The sequence below is a fragment of the Xylophilus sp. GOD-11R genome (assembly GCF_033546935.1).
GTDB lineage: Bacteria > Pseudomonadota > Gammaproteobacteria > Burkholderiales > Burkholderiaceae_C > Xylophilus.
Window position 1 is genome coordinate 356,308 of sequence record NZ_CP137854.1, and the last position, 15,997, is coordinate 372,304.

General features: G+C 59.4%; 9 protein-coding genes, 1 tRNA gene and 1 pseudogene. 1 reads left to right on the plus strand and 10 read right to left on the minus strand.

Going from position 1 to position 15,997, the window contains the following annotated elements; translation table 11 throughout:
- Window positions 1–511 precede the first annotated feature (511 nt).
- The 6 genes from R9X41_RS01630 to R9X41_RS01655 form a co-directional block, all read right to left on the minus strand.
- Window positions 512–2,749 carry an AAA family ATPase gene (locus tag R9X41_RS01630; protein ID WP_318633162.1) on the minus strand — a complete coding sequence of 746 codons (2,238 nt, stop codon included), beginning with the start codon at window positions 2,747–2,749 and terminating at the stop codon, window positions 512–514.
- A gap of 364 nt (window positions 2,750–3,113) precedes the next feature.
- Window positions 3,114–5,111, minus strand: coding sequence for a site-specific integrase (locus R9X41_RS01635; RefSeq protein WP_318633163.1), 1,998 nt, complete (start codon window positions 5,109–5,111; stop codon window positions 3,114–3,116).
- Between the two features lie 78 nt (window positions 5,112–5,189).
- A tRNA-Met gene (locus R9X41_RS01640) sits at window positions 5,190–5,266 on the minus strand.
- A 39-nt stretch (window positions 5,267–5,305) separates the two neighbouring features.
- The gene (locus R9X41_RS01645) at window positions 5,306–7,162 is read right to left on the minus strand and encodes a M61 family metallopeptidase (RefSeq protein ID WP_318633164.1); all 1,857 of its coding nucleotides are present in this window, start codon (window positions 7,160–7,162) and stop codon (window positions 5,306–5,308) included.
- A 30-nt stretch (window positions 7,163–7,192) separates the two neighbouring features.
- The gene (locus R9X41_RS01650) at window positions 7,193–7,915 is read right to left on the minus strand and encodes a DsbC family protein (RefSeq protein WP_318633165.1); all 723 of its coding nucleotides are present in this window, start codon (window positions 7,913–7,915) and stop codon (window positions 7,193–7,195) included.
- A gap of 52 nt (window positions 7,916–7,967) precedes the next feature.
- Window positions 7,968–9,119, minus strand: coding sequence for an FAD-dependent monooxygenase (locus tag R9X41_RS01655; RefSeq protein WP_318633166.1), 1,152 nt, complete (start codon window positions 9,117–9,119; stop codon window positions 7,968–7,970).
- Between the two features lie 134 nt (window positions 9,120–9,253).
- Here R9X41_RS01655 and R9X41_RS01660 point away from each other — a divergent pair.
- Window positions 9,254–9,355 (plus strand): annotated as a pseudogene (locus R9X41_RS01660) (GTPase); the annotation flags it as partial.
- Between the two features lie 534 nt (window positions 9,356–9,889).
- On the opposite strand, the gene R9X41_RS01665 reads toward R9X41_RS01660, so the two are convergent.
- The 4 genes from R9X41_RS01665 to R9X41_RS01680 form a co-directional block, all read right to left on the minus strand.
- Complete coding sequence (locus R9X41_RS01665; protein ID WP_318633167.1) at window positions 9,890–10,450, minus strand: hypothetical protein; 561 nt, start codon at window positions 10,448–10,450, stop codon at window positions 9,890–9,892.
- Window positions 10,443–12,104 carry an anti-phage dCTP deaminase gene (locus tag R9X41_RS01670; protein WP_318633168.1) on the minus strand — a complete coding sequence of 554 codons (1,662 nt, stop codon included), beginning with the start codon at window positions 12,102–12,104 and terminating at the stop codon, window positions 10,443–10,445. Before R9X41_RS01670 ends, R9X41_RS01665 begins: the two co-directional genes overlap by 8 nt.
- A 233-nt stretch (window positions 12,105–12,337) precedes the next feature.
- The gene (locus R9X41_RS01675) at window positions 12,338–13,039 is read right to left on the minus strand and encodes a recombinase family protein (protein WP_318633169.1); all 702 of its coding nucleotides are present in this window, start codon (window positions 13,037–13,039) and stop codon (window positions 12,338–12,340) included.
- A 1,694-nt stretch (window positions 13,040–14,733) separates the two neighbouring features.
- Window positions 14,734–15,855 (minus strand): tyrosine-type recombinase/integrase, encoded by a 1,122-nt coding sequence (locus tag R9X41_RS01680; protein WP_318633170.1) that lies wholly within the window; start codon window positions 15,853–15,855, stop codon window positions 14,734–14,736.
- Between the last annotated feature and the right edge of the window lie 142 nt (window positions 15,856–15,997).

Genomic DNA, 15,997 nt, shown 5'->3' on the forward strand with positions numbered 1-15,997 from the left:
CAGACACCGGTGCCGATGCAGGCCGCCTCTGCTTGTGCACCAGCTTTGCTATGAGGCCGCGGGCCATGGCGATACGCGCTACCGACGCCTCTGGCTTGAAGCATTCGACCAGAACCTAGGTCTTGAGGGCTGGGCTGTGGCGCCGCCGGATGAGTTGCTTGGCGTCTTCTATGGTGTCCACCTATCGGTCGTTGGTGGACACCATCCTGACCAGTGGGCCGGCCTCAATCAAGAGGGCTTGGCCGGACGCTTACGACGCTGGCGCAGACTGGCGTGTTGATCGGGGAAAGTGTTCACGAGTCCACCAAGAGTTGAAGTGGACTCGAGACTCCTAAACTCCGAACCGGCTTTCAAGACGGTCGGCCTGGACGCTCACCATCGAACAGCTTCTGGCACTGCATTGCGGTCTCTTGCACCACGAGGTGGTGCATCGACGTGCCTTCGTCTCGCGGAGTCAACTGGTAGAACGCATTGACTGATCGTAGACGGGGGCGTTCATCGGCTGCCAGGTCTACGCATTTGGACGCTCTTCTGCAGAGGCCTCGCGCATCATCATTCGGTAGTGGGCGCCATGTGTCGAGTGCTCGAAGATCTGCTTAAAAACGCGCAGATGGTTTTCTACTGAGGCAGGGTCAACAGCGAAATGCAGGTTGTCGTCGAAGCCATGCGAACCAGCGTTTATCCAAGAGAACAAAGACTTGCAAACGACCTTGTCTGTACCCTCGAAGTGGCGGTCGAGACTCTTCGGATCGACTCCACCGAGGATTTTGAAGTAGCTCTCCAAGATTCGCCGAAGCGTGTTCTGCACAGCGCCTAACGACAGGTCCTTGCGCCTGATCTCCGCCCAGAGCATCTCGTAAGAGCTCGACACAGGGTTGCGCGGGCTTGGCTCCACCAAAGAATAGCCGCCGGGTTTGCGCACTACCCAGAACGACTCCTCGCGCATCGCCGAGTCCTGAGGTCGGTCTCCGTTGAAACTCACCTCTCTGTGGAAGTGAACATTGTGCGTGAGGATGAAGAGTTGCTTGACCGCATGGGTCTTGCTGCGGACCTGATCCATCAATCGGTGGATCAAGCTGCTCACGATGAACAACACGTCGCTGTCGAGACTCGACACCGGATCGTCAAACACCGCAACGCGGGGCACGATCGTCCCGCTGTCGTTGGCGCTGCCCTGGAGCAGATGATAAAAATAAAGGAACGTGACGAAGCTCTTTTCGCCCTCGCTGAGGGTTTCACGCGCGTCGGTCTCATCGGCGCGGCGCAGCGCGTATGTGTGTCCTTCCCCCACGCGCGCTAGCGAGAAACTCCGAAAGCCGTACGAGCGCAAAAGCCCATTGATCTCGTCGACCGTGGGCTGCACGCTTGTCGATGACTTTTCGAGCGCCCGGATTTCGTATTCTTTTGCGAGCTTCGACTTGGTGGCTTCCTCGATCGCGCGTTCGATCTTCGTGACAGCCTTGTCAAGCCCTTCCTTGCGTGTTGCATAGTCCGCGAGGTCAGCCGCGAGCTCTGCCTCGACCAAGTGCCGCCACACTTGGGCGGTCAGCTTCTCCTTTTCGGTCTTGATGTTCGCGACAGTTGCGTTGTGGGCACTTATCGCGGCATTGGCCTTGGCAACAATGGAGGCGATCGCCGCGGCGGACTCCGCCAATCCGTCGAGGGTGATGGGCCGGCTCGGCTCCTTGCGCTTGGCCTTGATCAACAGCGAGTTTGCGGCAATCTTCGCAGCGGCGGCGTCGCGCTGAGCTTCGAGCGCAGGCTTATCCAGCCGCGCTGAGGTCGATGCCGAGATGGCGTCCACAGCGGCCAGGAAAGTTTTCGCGTCGGCCGCGTAGGCGATCGCGAGCGCGTCTATTGCATCGGTGTCGGCAACAAAAGCGCCATCGAAGTAAGCGGCGAGATCAGCTTCGAGAGAACTCGGTGCAGGCTGCTGGCAGAAGGGGCAGTCGCCATTGTTCTTTTGGAAGAACGGGCGACCCTGCTTAACCCAATCGCTTGCCCCGAGCTTCTCGATCATCGCGGCGATGTCGACGTCCTTGCTGCCGACTACGACTTTCGCAAGGATGAGATCTGACTCTCGCGCGATTAGGCTAGTGAACGATGGCAAGGCGAGGAGCGCCTCGGATGTGGGTGCCGTCCCAAACACGGTTTCGGCTCTTGACTCCATGTCGGCCAAGGTCGGGCGAGCTCCGGCGCTCGCGGCCCGCGCATGCTCCTCGATAATCTTGCGCTTGAACTTCGCCTTGTCGTTGCGGTAGCCCTCGAAGGCTCCAGAGAGTTTGGCGCTATGTTTGACTTTCTGGGCCCAGCACTTTTCTTGCAGCCATTGGTCGAGCGCTTCGAGGTCGGCCTTTTTGCCGCCCAGGCCGTCCGGCCCTTTCAAAGTGCCTGTCAATGCTAGGATTTCAGTCGCCCGCTTTGCGACTTCAATTGCAGCGAGTCGCAGCGCTTCGGCGTCTTCCACGCTTTGTTTGCCAAGAGTGAATACTCCCTTAATGGGACCAAAACCAAAGTTGGCCGCCACGAAATCGCGGTTGTAGACCAACGTCTCTAGAGGTGCACCTCCTTTCCACGCGACACGGCAGCTCGCGTGCGCCGGAGCGCATGGCGCCGCCAAGACGCGCGAGATCGTAGTCTTGCCCGAACCGTTCGAGCCGTAGATGTAGTTGAACGTCTTCAAGCCGGACAACGACTGAAGATTGTCTCCGTAGGTGGCTGTCCTGCCGACGTGGATGGACTCAATCATTCGCTACTCCATTTCTTGGGCTTCGGCCTGGGCTTTTCGGCCGCCCAAGCGCCGCTTTTGAAGACGCCGGTCAGAAATGATAAGCGTAGGCGACGCTGCGAATACCTCGACTTCTTGCGGTTGCTGCTGTGGATGAATCACCATTTGCGGCCAGCTTTCACATGCTTCGGCCGGTGAGCATCATCCGGTCACAATCCGAGCGATAAGCCACCGAAGTCGGGGCAGCGCCTCGTCTGCTGGAAACAAAAAACCGGGCGTGTGCTGGCGTGCGCCCGACTTCTGCTATCGCTGCACTGCAGACTTTCATGCCACTGAGCTGGATTACAGCGGTGGCGCTTTGCTAGCTTTGATCTATGTCGGCGTTCTACTTTCTGAGAGCATTCAACTCATCTTTCATAAGCCCGGTGTACTTCCTGTTCTGCGGTGGCCAACCGCAATCGAAACCTGTCTTGCTCTTGCGATCCTTGCGCACGTGTTTGAGCACGATGTCTGCTGCAATCTTCAACTTGCGATAGTCGAGCGGCAACTTGTAGTTTGTTTCGAGAGCGGTCTTCAGCACGTCGAACTGGTCGGGTGCGTTCATGCCGGGGATGTCCTGGTGGGTGTAAACGGTCAAGGTCACGCTGCGAGCTTGCTCTTCGGTGATTAAGCCCTGGCGAATGGCGACGTCCTGTGCCATGTGGCCCACCAACTGCTGAATGATCGTCAGCGGTACTCCCACGTGCATTAACGTGTTGACTAGCGTATGCCGGAAAGAGTGGAAGACCAATGCCGGGTCGCTGATGCCGCACACATCCAGGTATCGGGCGAATTTCTCACTGAGGTTTTTTGACGGCTGTTTCAGCGCAGTCGGCGTGTTCATGTCCCTGTGTGGGAATAGATGCGTCGCACCTAGCTGTTTGAGCTTGTTCACATAGTCAAGAAAACCCAGGTCGAGCAACGGTTTGGTGATCGGGATGCGGCGCACAGAATTTTCGTTCTTAGCGTCCTCGTCTTTGACATCGAGATACCAGTTACCCGAGAGTTCGTGCTGTTTGATCTGGCTGAGTTCGGCGTTGATGAACTCTCCCAATCTCGCGCCCATGTGACAGCCAAGAAGTGGCCCCCAGAAATGGTCCGCATCGCGGCATTCCACGAGAAAGCGCGTGGGTTCAAAGATCGTTTGCAGGTGCGTCGCGGTAAACGGTTCGTACGACTCACCCTGTGCGGCCTTCAGCTTGTTCAGGGCCTCTCGGCGGTCTTCTTGGCCGGCCGCTGCATTGGTAAAAGCGGCACCCGCCTCTTTGTAGGCCCAGTTGAAGAACACTTCAACAGCAGTGATGCGCTTGAGCAAGGTGGCGGCGGCAACGGTCGGCAGCGTGTCCCCGCCACCGGCTTCTTCCTTCTGCTTCTTCGTTACGCCGCGTGCCAGACGGTTGGCGGAGTCGTCAAGAAAGCTGGCCACTTGGAAGCTTTGGACTTCATGTACTTGGAAGTCACGTTTGAATCCGTGGTGCTCCAGCATGAAATCATGGAGTTGGCCGAGCACAGTCACGCGCTCGGCGATCGTCTTGGCGTTGCCTTTCTGCCGGGCCTTCATCGCCTTCTTGAACAGCACCAGAGCATTGCCCCACAGCAGTGGATTAGGTACGTTCTGTGGCGATGTCTGGACGCGGTGTCCGGCTGTTGCGTTCGGCAGGGAGATCGCTGTCGACGCAAGCAGGGGCTCCCGCATAGACATCGCGGGAGAGGTCTGTGGCGTCGCGTGGATGGGCGAGGGCGGTGCCAGCGGCGCTGAACTGGAGGGCGCTGGGTCGATGCCAGCAATGGAGATGGGGCGACCGCGCAGACGGGTCAACAACGCTTCTTTCAGGTCGGCCATTTCTGGCCTTGCCAGTTCCTTCATCAAGTCGACGGCTACCGCACGATCTTCCTGATCGCGGATGGTGAACGCCGGGGCCTGTGTGAAGACGCCACGTTGCGCAATCCGTTGGGTGAAGGCACCCTTGAAATCTTCGAGCCCCACCTGGTTCAGGTCGTAGAAGAAGCCGAGAAAGTTCTGCATGTCGTCCCGGTCATCGATCCGGAGCGACTGGTTGTCGGAACTGCCAAAGCGTTCCATGACCTTCGCAAAGAGGTCTTCAAAGACGTGGTGACGGGCGGACATGGGGACCTGGGCGAGTGCAGCGTTGAGGACTGCTGCAATTTTGCTGGCCAGTTTCGGGTTCGCCGTCCGAAGCGACCTCCTAACCTCTGCCTTATTTCGCACCGTTTTGGTGTGCTCGCCGTCGAAAGAAGCTGAGCCTGGATACAACAAAAGTATCCGGATAAAGTAGACGCCTGACTCGGCGCGACGATACAAACGCGCTGTGGACAATCCCATGAAGTGGCACTCCCATGTGGCACCCCTGCAAATGCAAAAAGCCTTCGAAGTCGTTGACTTCAAAGGCTTTTCTGAGACTGGTGGCGCTTCACGGACTCGAACCGCGGACCTGTGGATTATGATTCCATCGCTCTAACCGACTGAGCTAAAGCGCCGAGCCTCGAATTATAGCCCGAAATCTTCGGGCGTCCACCTCACTTGTGGCGTTTGGCCTTCGACGCAACCGGCTTGGCGGGCTCGGCCAACCAGGCGGTGACCTTGCCGGCGTCCTTGATCACCAGCCTCGCGGTCGTATCCGTCTCCGGCAATTCCAGCGCCAGCTTCATCAGCCGCTTATCACGCGCGACCAAGGCCGTAGCCCGGCGTTGCGCCCCGAGGTACATCGCCAGATCGTCCAGCTTGCCGATGCGCCAGGCCTCGCCGTCGGCCGTCTCCAGCCCCAGCCATTCATCTCCCGCCGCCATGCCCGCCCGCTCGACCGCGCCGCCGCGCAGCACGACCTTGACTTGCACCGATCCGCCGTTTTCCGCCACGCGCATGCCCAGCCGCTGCGCAGGCTGCGACGGGTCGGCGGCGATGTCGACGCCGTGGGCACCGAGCAGGTCGGCCAGCGGCAGGTCGGCGGTTCCGTGGACCCACGCGGCGAACTCGGCGGTGAAAGCCCGCCCGGCCTGTTCCGCCAGCACGATCGCGAAGTCTTCCTCCGTCATCGGCCCGGCCGCGCAGCGCTTCCACAGCGTGCGCATGGCGTCGTCCAGGCTGCCCTTGCCTTCCCGCCGCAGGGTGAGGTCGAAGCACAGGGCCACCAGTGCGCCCTTGGTGTAGTAGCTGATGGTGGCGTTGGCGGTGTTCTCGTCCTGCCGGTAGTACTTCACCCAGGCGTCGAAGCTCGATTGCGCGACCGACTGCACCCGCTGGCCGGGGGCCTGCGCGACCTGGTTGATGGTCTTGTTGAGCAGGCGCAGGTAGCCGGCGTCGTCGAGCAGGCCGGCGCGGCGCAGCAGGATGTCGTCGTAGTAGCTGGTGAAGCCCTCGAAGAACCACAGCAGCCGGGTGTAGTTCTCCTGCGTGTAGTCGTAGCGCGCCAGTTCGGCCGGGCGCAGCCGCTTCACGTTCCAGGTGTGAAAGTACTCGTGGCTGATGAGGCCGAGCAGGGTGGTGTAGCCCTCGGGGCTGCGGGTTTCGCCCTGGCGCGGCAGGTCGCGCCGGGCGCAGATGAGCGCGGTGCTGTGCCGGTGCTCCAGGCCGCCGTAGCCGTCGTCGACCGCGTTGAGCATGAATACGTAGCGGTCGTGCGGCGGCGCGGCGCCGTCGGGGTGCCAGAAGCGCATTTGCGCCTCGCAGATGCGCTGCGTGTCGGCGATGAGTTTGGCGCCGTCGAAGCTGGCGCGCGCGGCGCCGGCGACGACGAAGCGGTGCGGCACGCCGCCGGCGGTGAATTCGCCGCTCCAGAAGTCGCCGAGCTCGACGGGGCTGTCAGCCAGGGTGTCGTAGTCGTCGGCGCGGTAGAGGCCGAAGCCTTTCGCATCGACCTGGACCGGGTGCAGCGCGGTGGCGGCGCTCCAGGCTTGCTGGGCGCCGCTGGGGTTGACCAACTGCAGCGCGTGCGGTGCATCTTCCTGGCCATGCACCCGCAGGCACAGGCCGGTGCCGTTGAAAAACCCGCGATGCGCATCGAGCCAGCAGGCGCGCACTGAGTTGTCGAAGGCGTACACCTGGTAGCTCAGCACCAGCGACTTGCCAGGCCTGGCTTCGATCTGCCAGGTGCATTTGTCAAGCTGCCGCAGCTCGGGTGTCTGGCGGCCTTGCTGCGCCTGCAGGCCTTGCAGGTGGCGGGCGAATTCACGCACCAGGTAGCTGCCGGGGATCCAGACCGGCAGCGACACCGTCTGCTGGGCCTGCGGCTCGGCGATGGTGAGCGTGACGCGGAACAAATGCGCCGACACGTCCGCCGCCTCGATGCGGTAGTGGACGGCCGCGTCGACCTTGGCGGCGGCTGAGGAGGCGAGGGTGGCGGGAGACGGCTTCGGGCGGCGCTGGGCTGCGGGCATGAATGGGCTCGGGTGGAAGCGGACGAAAGCTCAGCGCGTGGCGATGGTGAGCTGTTTCTCGATTTCGGCGGCGGGCACGGCGCCGGGGACGCGCGTGCCGTCGGCAAAGATCAGCGTGGGTGTACCAGTGATCTTGTGCTTGCGGCCCAGGGCGACGTTGCGCTCGATCGCGGCGGTATCGCACTTGGCGGCGGCGGCGGGCTTGCCTTCGAGCATCCATTCCTGCCAGGCGCGGCCCTTGTCCTTGGCGCACCAGAGGTTCCTGGACTTCTCGGTCGAGTCGGGGCCGAGGATCGGATACAGGTAGACATGCACCGTCACGTTGTCGATCGACTTCAGGTCGGTTTCGAAGCGGCGGCAGTAGCCGCAGTTGGGGTCTTCGAAGACGGCGAGCTGGCGCTTGCCGTTGCCCCGCACGATGGTGAAGGCGTCCTGCGCGGGCAGGCTGGCGAAATCGATGGCGGTGAGTTTGGCGATGCGGTCGCCGGTGAGGTTGCGGCCGGCGCGGGTATCGATCAGTTCGCCCTGGATGACGAAGTCGCCCTTGGCGTCGGTGTAGAGCACGTCGGTGCCGATGCGCACCTCGAAGAGCCCCGCCATGGGCGTGCGGCTGATCTCGTCGATCTGCTGCACCTTCAGGCGTTCGGACAGAGTCTTGCGGATGGCGGTGGTGTCCTGCGCCAGGGCACTGAAGCTCGCGGCGGCCAGCGCGGCGCCGGTCAGCAGGGCGGTGATGAGGCGGCGTGTGGTCATGTCGAGGATCGGTTGAGCGAAAAAGGTGGGAGAGCCGGCGCGGCACAAAGGTTCAACGCCCGCCCATGGCCTGACGGGCCAGAAAGGACTTGACCGGGCCGCTGGCGTCGAAACCGCTCAGGCCCCAGTTGCGCAGCGTCTGCCAGGGTTTGCCGGGCAGCGAGAACAGCTGCTGCAGCCCGTCGGTGGCCAGGCCCATCGGCAGCAGGCCGGCCTTGCGGGCGCGTTCGTAGCGGCGCAGCAGGCGCAGGTCGCCCACGCTGCGCCAGTAGTCGCGGTCGTGCAGTACGCCGGCCAGCTCGGCCACGTCGGCCAGGCCGAGGTTGAGTCCCTGGCCGGCGAGCGGATGGACGTTGTGCGCGGCGTCGCCGGCCAGTACCCAGCTGGCGGTCTTGGCCGGCGCGCTGTCGGGCATGGGGCCGCACCAGCGGTCGGCGCGGGCGAACTGCAGCGGCCAGTCGGCGCGCGGGCTGGTGAGGGTGAGCGGGCCGAGGGCGCCGACGGTGGCGGCCAGCGCCTCGGCGGCGAAGCCGGCGTCGTCGAGCGCCAGCAGCTGTGCGGCGCGGGTGGTTTCGGCGGACCACACCATGGCGACGGTGTCGCCCGCGCTGCCGCCCAGGGGCAGCAGCGCCAGCACGCCGTCGGCCAGAAACCATTGGCGGGCGACGCCACCGTGCGGCTTTTGACATAGCAGGCGGGCGGCGATGGCGCGTTGCGGGTAGGGCGTGGTCTGGAATTCGACGCCGAACGCCGCCCGGGTGGCGCTGGCGCGGCCTTCGCAGACGGCGGTGAGCGCGGCGGGGCGGATGGTGTCGACGCGTTCGACCAGCGGCTGAAAGCGCAGTGCGTCGGCCAGTTGGCGTTCGAGCGCGGGCAGGTCGACGATCCAGGCCAGCGCTTCCACGCCCTGGGCGTCGGCGCTGAAACGCACCACGCCATCGTTGTCGCCGTGGATTTCCATGGCGGCGACGGGGGTGGCAAAGGCCGGATCGGGCCAGGCGCGCAGGGAGGTGAGCAGTTCGCGCGAGGCCGCGTTGAGCGCGTAGGCACGCACGTCGCTGCTGTCGCCGCGCGGCGCTTCGGCGGCCGGGCCGGGCGGTGGGGAAAACAGATCCACCCGCAGGCGTTCACGGGCCAGCAGCAGGGCGAGCGTGCTGCCGACCACGCCGGCTCCGCGGATCGAGACATCGGGGTTTTGCGGCATCGTGGCATTGTAGGGAGGTGGTCACCTAAAATCGGTGATTGCACGAGTGCCGCCCCCGGGGCCGCCCGGCGCTCGCCGGGCCTGCCGCGGGCGCCGCTTCCAACCGCTTTCTTCCCCTTTTTCCGAGAACCGCCATGAGCCTCCAATGCGGCATCGTGGGTCTGCCCAACGTCGGCAAGTCCACCCTGTTCAATGCCCTCACCAAGGCCGGCATCGCCGCCGAGAACTATCCCTTCGCCTGATTTTCAGATAAAGTCTTTATAAAACAAAGACTTAATGTGCATTTGCCGTGCGGCCTGCCGATGCCAGGACAAAGCTGGCGTGAGCAACCGTCCGGGGAAAGTATTAAACGGTTTGTCTTAAACGACTTTGTACGTGATCGACCCCCGGCGATCCTCATAGGCACGGATCCAGGCAGCCAGCCCCGGTCTTTCATGCTGTACGAATCCACAAACACTACCGACAAGCGGCGGGCTAGCAAGAGCACTGTTGAATACAAGCACGTAGTGCTCGGCGGTCTTCTTCAAATGCGTTGCTGCCATTCTTGGTCTTCCCTGCTGCAACAAACTTCTGCATCTATGGCTCTGGCGCCGCCCACTGCGCAAGAGATGCCATCTCTGCGACCGCAATTTTGAAGACCTCGAAGATCTACAAACAGGCCGACACCGTTGTGCTTTAAGGATATGCGCGATGGGAGGAGCTAGGTGATACTGCAAACTGGCTGACATGGACCAACATCGAAGCTTTAGTCGACTTGGCCCTTGTTCAATCTACATTTGCAATTGGTTGTGCTGCTCGGCCAGATTTTTCACATACTCTTTGTCAACAATGTGCAGTCCGGCAAGAGGTGTGAAAATGGCAGAAAACCTTGCGACAAAATCCCAGTTGTCGAATAGCGCGACGATCGGATGGCCGGCTGTGGAGATGTTTTCAAGAAATTGGACTACTTTGAGCCACAATGCTTGAAGCGATTCGCTATTTTCTTGATAGCTATTAATCCCTGCCCGGCCTAACATGTCGGTGTAGTTGACGTTTTCACGCTTTAGTATGTCGAAGGCGCGCTGCCTGCTCTCATCTATAAAGTCCAATCTCGGTGCAACGCGCATATCTAAGACGTGTTGAGGTTGTGCGCCGATCAAGAAATCAATAAATAAATTTGGCTTGTTGAAAAGAGGTGTGTGCGCTATGAATATTTCGTGTGTGTCTGTGAATTGAAATGATAGCTGTTCCGGGCTGCTTGGAGTTTTAACCCGATCTTCGCGGGCATTTGAGGGTAAGGGGCTGTTTGGTTGCTTGCGTGCCCGAGTAAATGAGAAAACATTGTCAGCCATGAATTTTCTCCAAGTGCCTCTCGACGTCTAAATAACTAAGGTGTAGCAAGCCGCGATCCCACTCTGGGTCACCCACTGTCATTCTTCCGTCCGCTTTGTCCTTCAGGTCATTGTCCTTGAGAAATGCCCGGCGATACATTCTCGGGGCCACTCCTGTAAAAGCTCTTAGCAACACTTTGGGTGCTTTGGTATCCTTGGGTTTCTCGCCATTGTTGATGGCAATAACCATTTTAAATCGACTCGGCATTGACCAGTTTAGTGCAGACGATTGGATCGCGTCGTCATGCAGCTCAAAAGCCCTGCTCTTCGGATAAGGTTCAATGTACTGCACTTCGTCAATGCCCGCTGTCACAATATGTCGCGCACAGTAATGACAAGGGAATGTGGTTACGTAAAGTTTTGCCCCAACTGTTGATGCGCCTACCCTCGCTGCTGACAAAAGTGCGTCCATTTCTGCGTGGACTGCCCGACTAAACTCTAACAATCGTCCAACGGGAGTGCTTTTCAAGAGTTTTGCTGTCTTATCTCTTTCTTCTTTTGGAAGGGCTTTCAATTGTGGGATGGCGTCAATGACCTCGTTGACTATTTCAGCTTGAACCCTAGTGTTGCTGCAATAGCGCCGATGCACTGAGCATCTATGATCTTCAATATTTGAAGCGGTATGGTCTGATGAAAGGTTTCCATATATTCCGCCGCCTGCCATGGGGACTTCATTTGTGCCGGTTGCAATTATGTTGCCATTTGAATCAGTTAGCGCCGCTCCAACCTGACGAGATAGGCATGCACTGCGCAATTGTGCGCCCTTTGCGAAAAACATTCCGGTTTCGGCGGCGTCTGGGCGCACCAGTTTCGAACCTGTGAGAATGTCAAAAAGGCGCCCCAATTTATCTGCGATAACCCAATCGCGATTTTCTTGGGTTTTTTGCTGGTCCAAATATCTGTCTGGTGTGTTGTCCACAAAGAAGTCGGCCATCTGGAACGTGTCGGCAACTTTTTGTCCAAACTTTTCACCGTCGTCTTCATCTCGCTTCATGAAGGTGAGGATTTCGAGTTCTGAAGAGTCATGGCATTTTCCATGTTGCAATCTCTCCTGCCTTTTCTTTGCCTCGCAAACTACGCCGATTAAACAGAATGCTTCTCGATAAATTCCGCGAAGCAGTTCCACTTCGGAGGGGTTTTTGAGTGAGTCGATTATATAGATTCGGGTCGGGCTCTGTTTGCTTTGCGCTGGCAATGCTACAACTGTGTTGGATTTTGCTTTTGCGTCGGCGGCTTCGCGTGCGCTTTTAATCGCAAGCATCATCTTCATCGCCACGGCAGTCAGGTCGGCCTTCCGAAGATTGTCTCCAGCGTCTTGATACTTTCTTGCAATATCGAGTTTTTTCAGGGAATGAAGTGCCGCAACTTCATCTGGCGGCATGGCTGAGCGAATCAAATCACTTGCTTTGATTTGGAATATTTCAGCTTCTTTGAAACGCGGGTTCTGGGCGGTCAGCGCGGCAAGTGTCTGCGCGACAAAAGAAGTCCCAGAGCCGACCGGCCCAACGACCGCGAAAACCCACTCGGATGAACTAAGGCTATTGAACGTTCCACGACCCTGTGGCATGGGTTCGTTTTCAGGCAGGACACTTTGGTTCAGTGAAGGAACAGACAAGCCAAAGCTCCGGTTACGAATGGTTGCGCGAGTGTATGCCTTAGCAAAGCGCAAACGAGCAAGGCGTACTGCGGCAACAGGCCATTTCTGACCACGCTTGCGTGGTCGCAACGAGCGCATCTGTCGACGCGCTTTCTAGACGTCTCGGCGGAGGCTTGGTTCCTTCTTTGAAGCGGAACGGTCACGGAAGTTTGACACTTCAGCTAGTTGCAGTGCAACTGCAAGCGTATGCGCTAGCAGCCCTTTGGACTGCGCGTTGTTGACGCAAGCGCATGAAGGGTTGCTAGCAGTCGTTGCAGTTGACTTAGTTGCCACGTGCCACCGGCCGGCGCTTTCACCCCAATCTCGTTCAGCTCGGCAACCATCGCCCGCTGCGATAGGCCACGCGCCTTGAGTCCAGCGACCAAACCCTGCAGCCGGAGCGCGAAGGCTTCCGTCGTTCTCTGGCGATCCTCAACGTGGCGCCGAAGGTTCGTCGGCCCCGTCGCCCCAAGTCTCACGCCCCGCGCCTTCGCGGCTGCCAACGCGCCCTTGGTGCGTTCGCTGATTTGGTCCCGTTCCCACTCGCTCATGACCGCGTGCATCTGGATCATGACCTTGTTGGCATGGGGCATGTCTGCTGCAACGAAATCCACCCGGGTTTCGATCAGGCCAGATACGAAGTGCACATTGCGCGCCAACCGGTCGAGCTTCGCGATCAGCAGGGTGGCCCCGGACTTCTTGCATCGCTCAAGCGCCAGACGCAGCTGGGGGCGTTTTTCGAGCGCATTGGCACCCTTGCCTGTCTCGGTCTCAAAAAACTCGTCTATGGTCGTTCTATTGCGTTCTGCGAGGAAGCGCTGGACGACCTGCTGCTGGGCTTCGATGCCCAGGCCGGAAGCTCCTTGACGTTGGGTGCTGACTCGGTAATAGGCAACGAATGCGGGTGGGCTCATGAAGGTTAGGTCCGGGCGGTGGCTACACGAAAGGACGACCGTCCTGTATGTAGCCAGAGCCTACTGGGACCGCGCTGCGCCGGGAAGGAGTGCTGTGGTTTCGGCGAGGACTAGCTTGCCCATGCGAGACCTTGATACCCCTGCTGCGGCTGAAATCAGGTCGAAGCCCCTCATGCCGTTTTTGCCAAAGTTGGAGGTCGATCCTTATAGGGCCTGGCGGAGGGATACGCCTATATCTATGTATAAGGATACTCAAGTGACCAAGCCCATCGTGCGAATAAAAACTTGTTCTTGCGTCAAAATCCCCAAACCCAAAAAGCTGGGCTCGCGAATGAAAATGCGTTAGAGCTGCTTGCTAAATGCTTGCTTACGCAGGTCCGTGAGAGCTGCATGCATATGCTCTGCGAAACTGCAAAAGTTGGTGGTCGCCGCGTTGGTTCTGCCCCGTTGGAATATTGTTTCAATTGGATTGTCCGGCCAAAGGTTCGAGTATTACTTGTTTGCATTTTTAATCACCTCGCTCCGCCCGACGAGATTGGCGATGCGGGAAGATCCTACGGGCCGACACTCGCAAGTCGAGGCACTGCGGGGCCGCAGACGCAGAAAGGCGGCAAGTAAGTAATTTTTAAGGGACTCGGGATTGCCCGTTTTTCGACCATCTAGGGCGGTGGGTGCGCAGACAAAGCTACCGTTCCGGGCCTTCTTTTGCGTGCCGAAGTTCCCGATCCGGGAAGCCGCAAGAGCGCGTGTGGTTCATCTACGGACACGGCTGGACGGGCAACAACAGCAAGGTTGGACGGTTGGCGCCTTCCTTACGGGCAGGCACCGCTAGCACTTTTTTCAGCGTTAGCACTTTTCGTCCCGGGAGCCTTCGTTTTTGATGGAAATGTTGTTTTTATCAATTTAATCAACAACTTACCGTCCCGGAGGCTAGCGTTAGCACTTTTGATGCTTCCCTATATAAAGAGACTTTCAAGAAGAAGAATACAAAAGAACAACTACAACTTAACGCGCGAGCAGTTGCATTTCGTTACGCTAGGCTAGGGTTACGAAATGTGAACACGCTGGCTACTTTGGGGGGGGCGGAAGATGGCGAGGTTTAGCTGGTTCAGTCGTCGTCCCCCGGCCTAGTCCTGAGATCTGCGGTGTGGAGATCTGGTTACTGCAGGGACACGATGACCGCGCGCCTTGCCGTGGGTGGGCAGGGGTAGCGTTGTCTTCCTTGGCCGCTCGGTCGCCGCTTTTGGCAAGGCCCGACCGTCGGACCGTTTCGACAGCGCGGCACGTACCCGGAGGCCCGCGAAGGGCCTAAAACGGCTCATAGAGGCGTTTTTTAGGAGTGGGTGCACCCCTGCTATGGAAACGAGCATTTGTCGGTTCTGCGGGGTTCTTGCGCGACTTCGCTCCGCAACCAGCGCTGCGGGGCAGCAGGAGCCCCGGACCGGTGACGATCCGCCGACAGCGAATTCGGCGACTGGGCATTAACAACCTTATTTTCTCAGGAGCGAGACTGCTGCAGTTGAAGTCCAGGCGGTTGCCCGTTCATCTGGGATGGGAATATAGATTGCGGTTGGCTGGCGACTTAAGGGGTGCGGTTCTGCGTCGCCCCGCAAGTATTTGATAGTCTTGATTATAAATTAATGTTTCCCTCAGTAATTTTTCAAAGTGCTTGTTAAGTGCTTGTTAGGTGTCTACTATCTGGGTTTCGCGCATTCTTTCGGACACATCAGCATTTCAAGTGCCTCCTGCATCCGGACTAACGGATTTCTCACGTCTTCAGCCGTGAGTTGGACATAATGCCGGTGGAGAACGTCTCCACAGGGTGGGCTATGGTTCAGAACTCGCCGAATAGAGGCGTCTCCCACGCCCAGCCGTTCCCCGGTCGTGGCCAGCAGCTTCCGAAGATCATGAAGTCGGAAACTGGGTGCCCCGGCGCGCGCTGCGACGTCTGTGAGATGGCTGGCAGAGATGGGGAACAACTCTTCATCACCGGAAAGCCCTGCCATCCTCCTCACCAGGATCGTGCGCATGAGGGGCGTAATGGGCAGAGAGTGGGGCTTGCCGTTCTTGGTCATAGGAAGCGTCAGAACGCCCTGTGGCGCGTCAATCTGATTCAGACGAAGCTCCCTACATTCGTTGCGCCGCAACCCCGTGTAGAGGCTGAAAAGCAGGAAGTCACGCCGGCACTCATCGAGGGTGTCCACGGCGGCTCTCCAAGCGGGCAGGTCGGCGTCCTGCAGCATGCGCGTTCGGGGCGTGGCACGGTCAGGCATCAGCCCTACAACTGCCAGCTTCGAGAATGGTGAGACGAGGTCGATGTCGTGCAGCACATTCACATACTTCAATACCGCGCCCAGGACGCCTCGGCCTAGCTCAACGATTGACGCGCCCTTGCTTGCAGCGAACGCCTGACAGTGGTCGAAGAACTCCGGGTGTGCCAACTCCTTGACCGGACGGTCCAACCAGTCGCCGAAATGCACCTGGAACAGGGAGTTGTACCGCTTCCGGCTGATGTCCTTGATTGCCTTGGCAGTGCAGTACGCGGCGCACGCCTCGCGCAGCGTTGGGAGCGCCTTAGGGCGGGTCGGGCGAACGGGCTGCGCGCCTTTACGGCACTGCCTGAGCACCTCCATGGCTGCCGCCCGGGCCTCGTCTACGCTCATTAGCGGCCAGTACCCCAGATTCATGCGGAAGTGCTTGCCGGCCACGCTGGTGATGACCCGGAAGGTGCGCTTCCGGGCGTTCATCCTGACCACAAAACCGCTGAGCATGCGGTCTCGAAAGATTCGGCCATCGGTGACCCTGCTGCGCAGCATCAGCGACTCTGTGATGAGCACTACTGGCACTGCATATCTCCGGGGGAGCGATGAGGCTTGCAGGGCCGGTGTGCCTTCATGTGGCGCCTACAGTTTATGGATGGGGCCTGCATGGCAATTTTCTTTGTCATGCCGAAAGCCT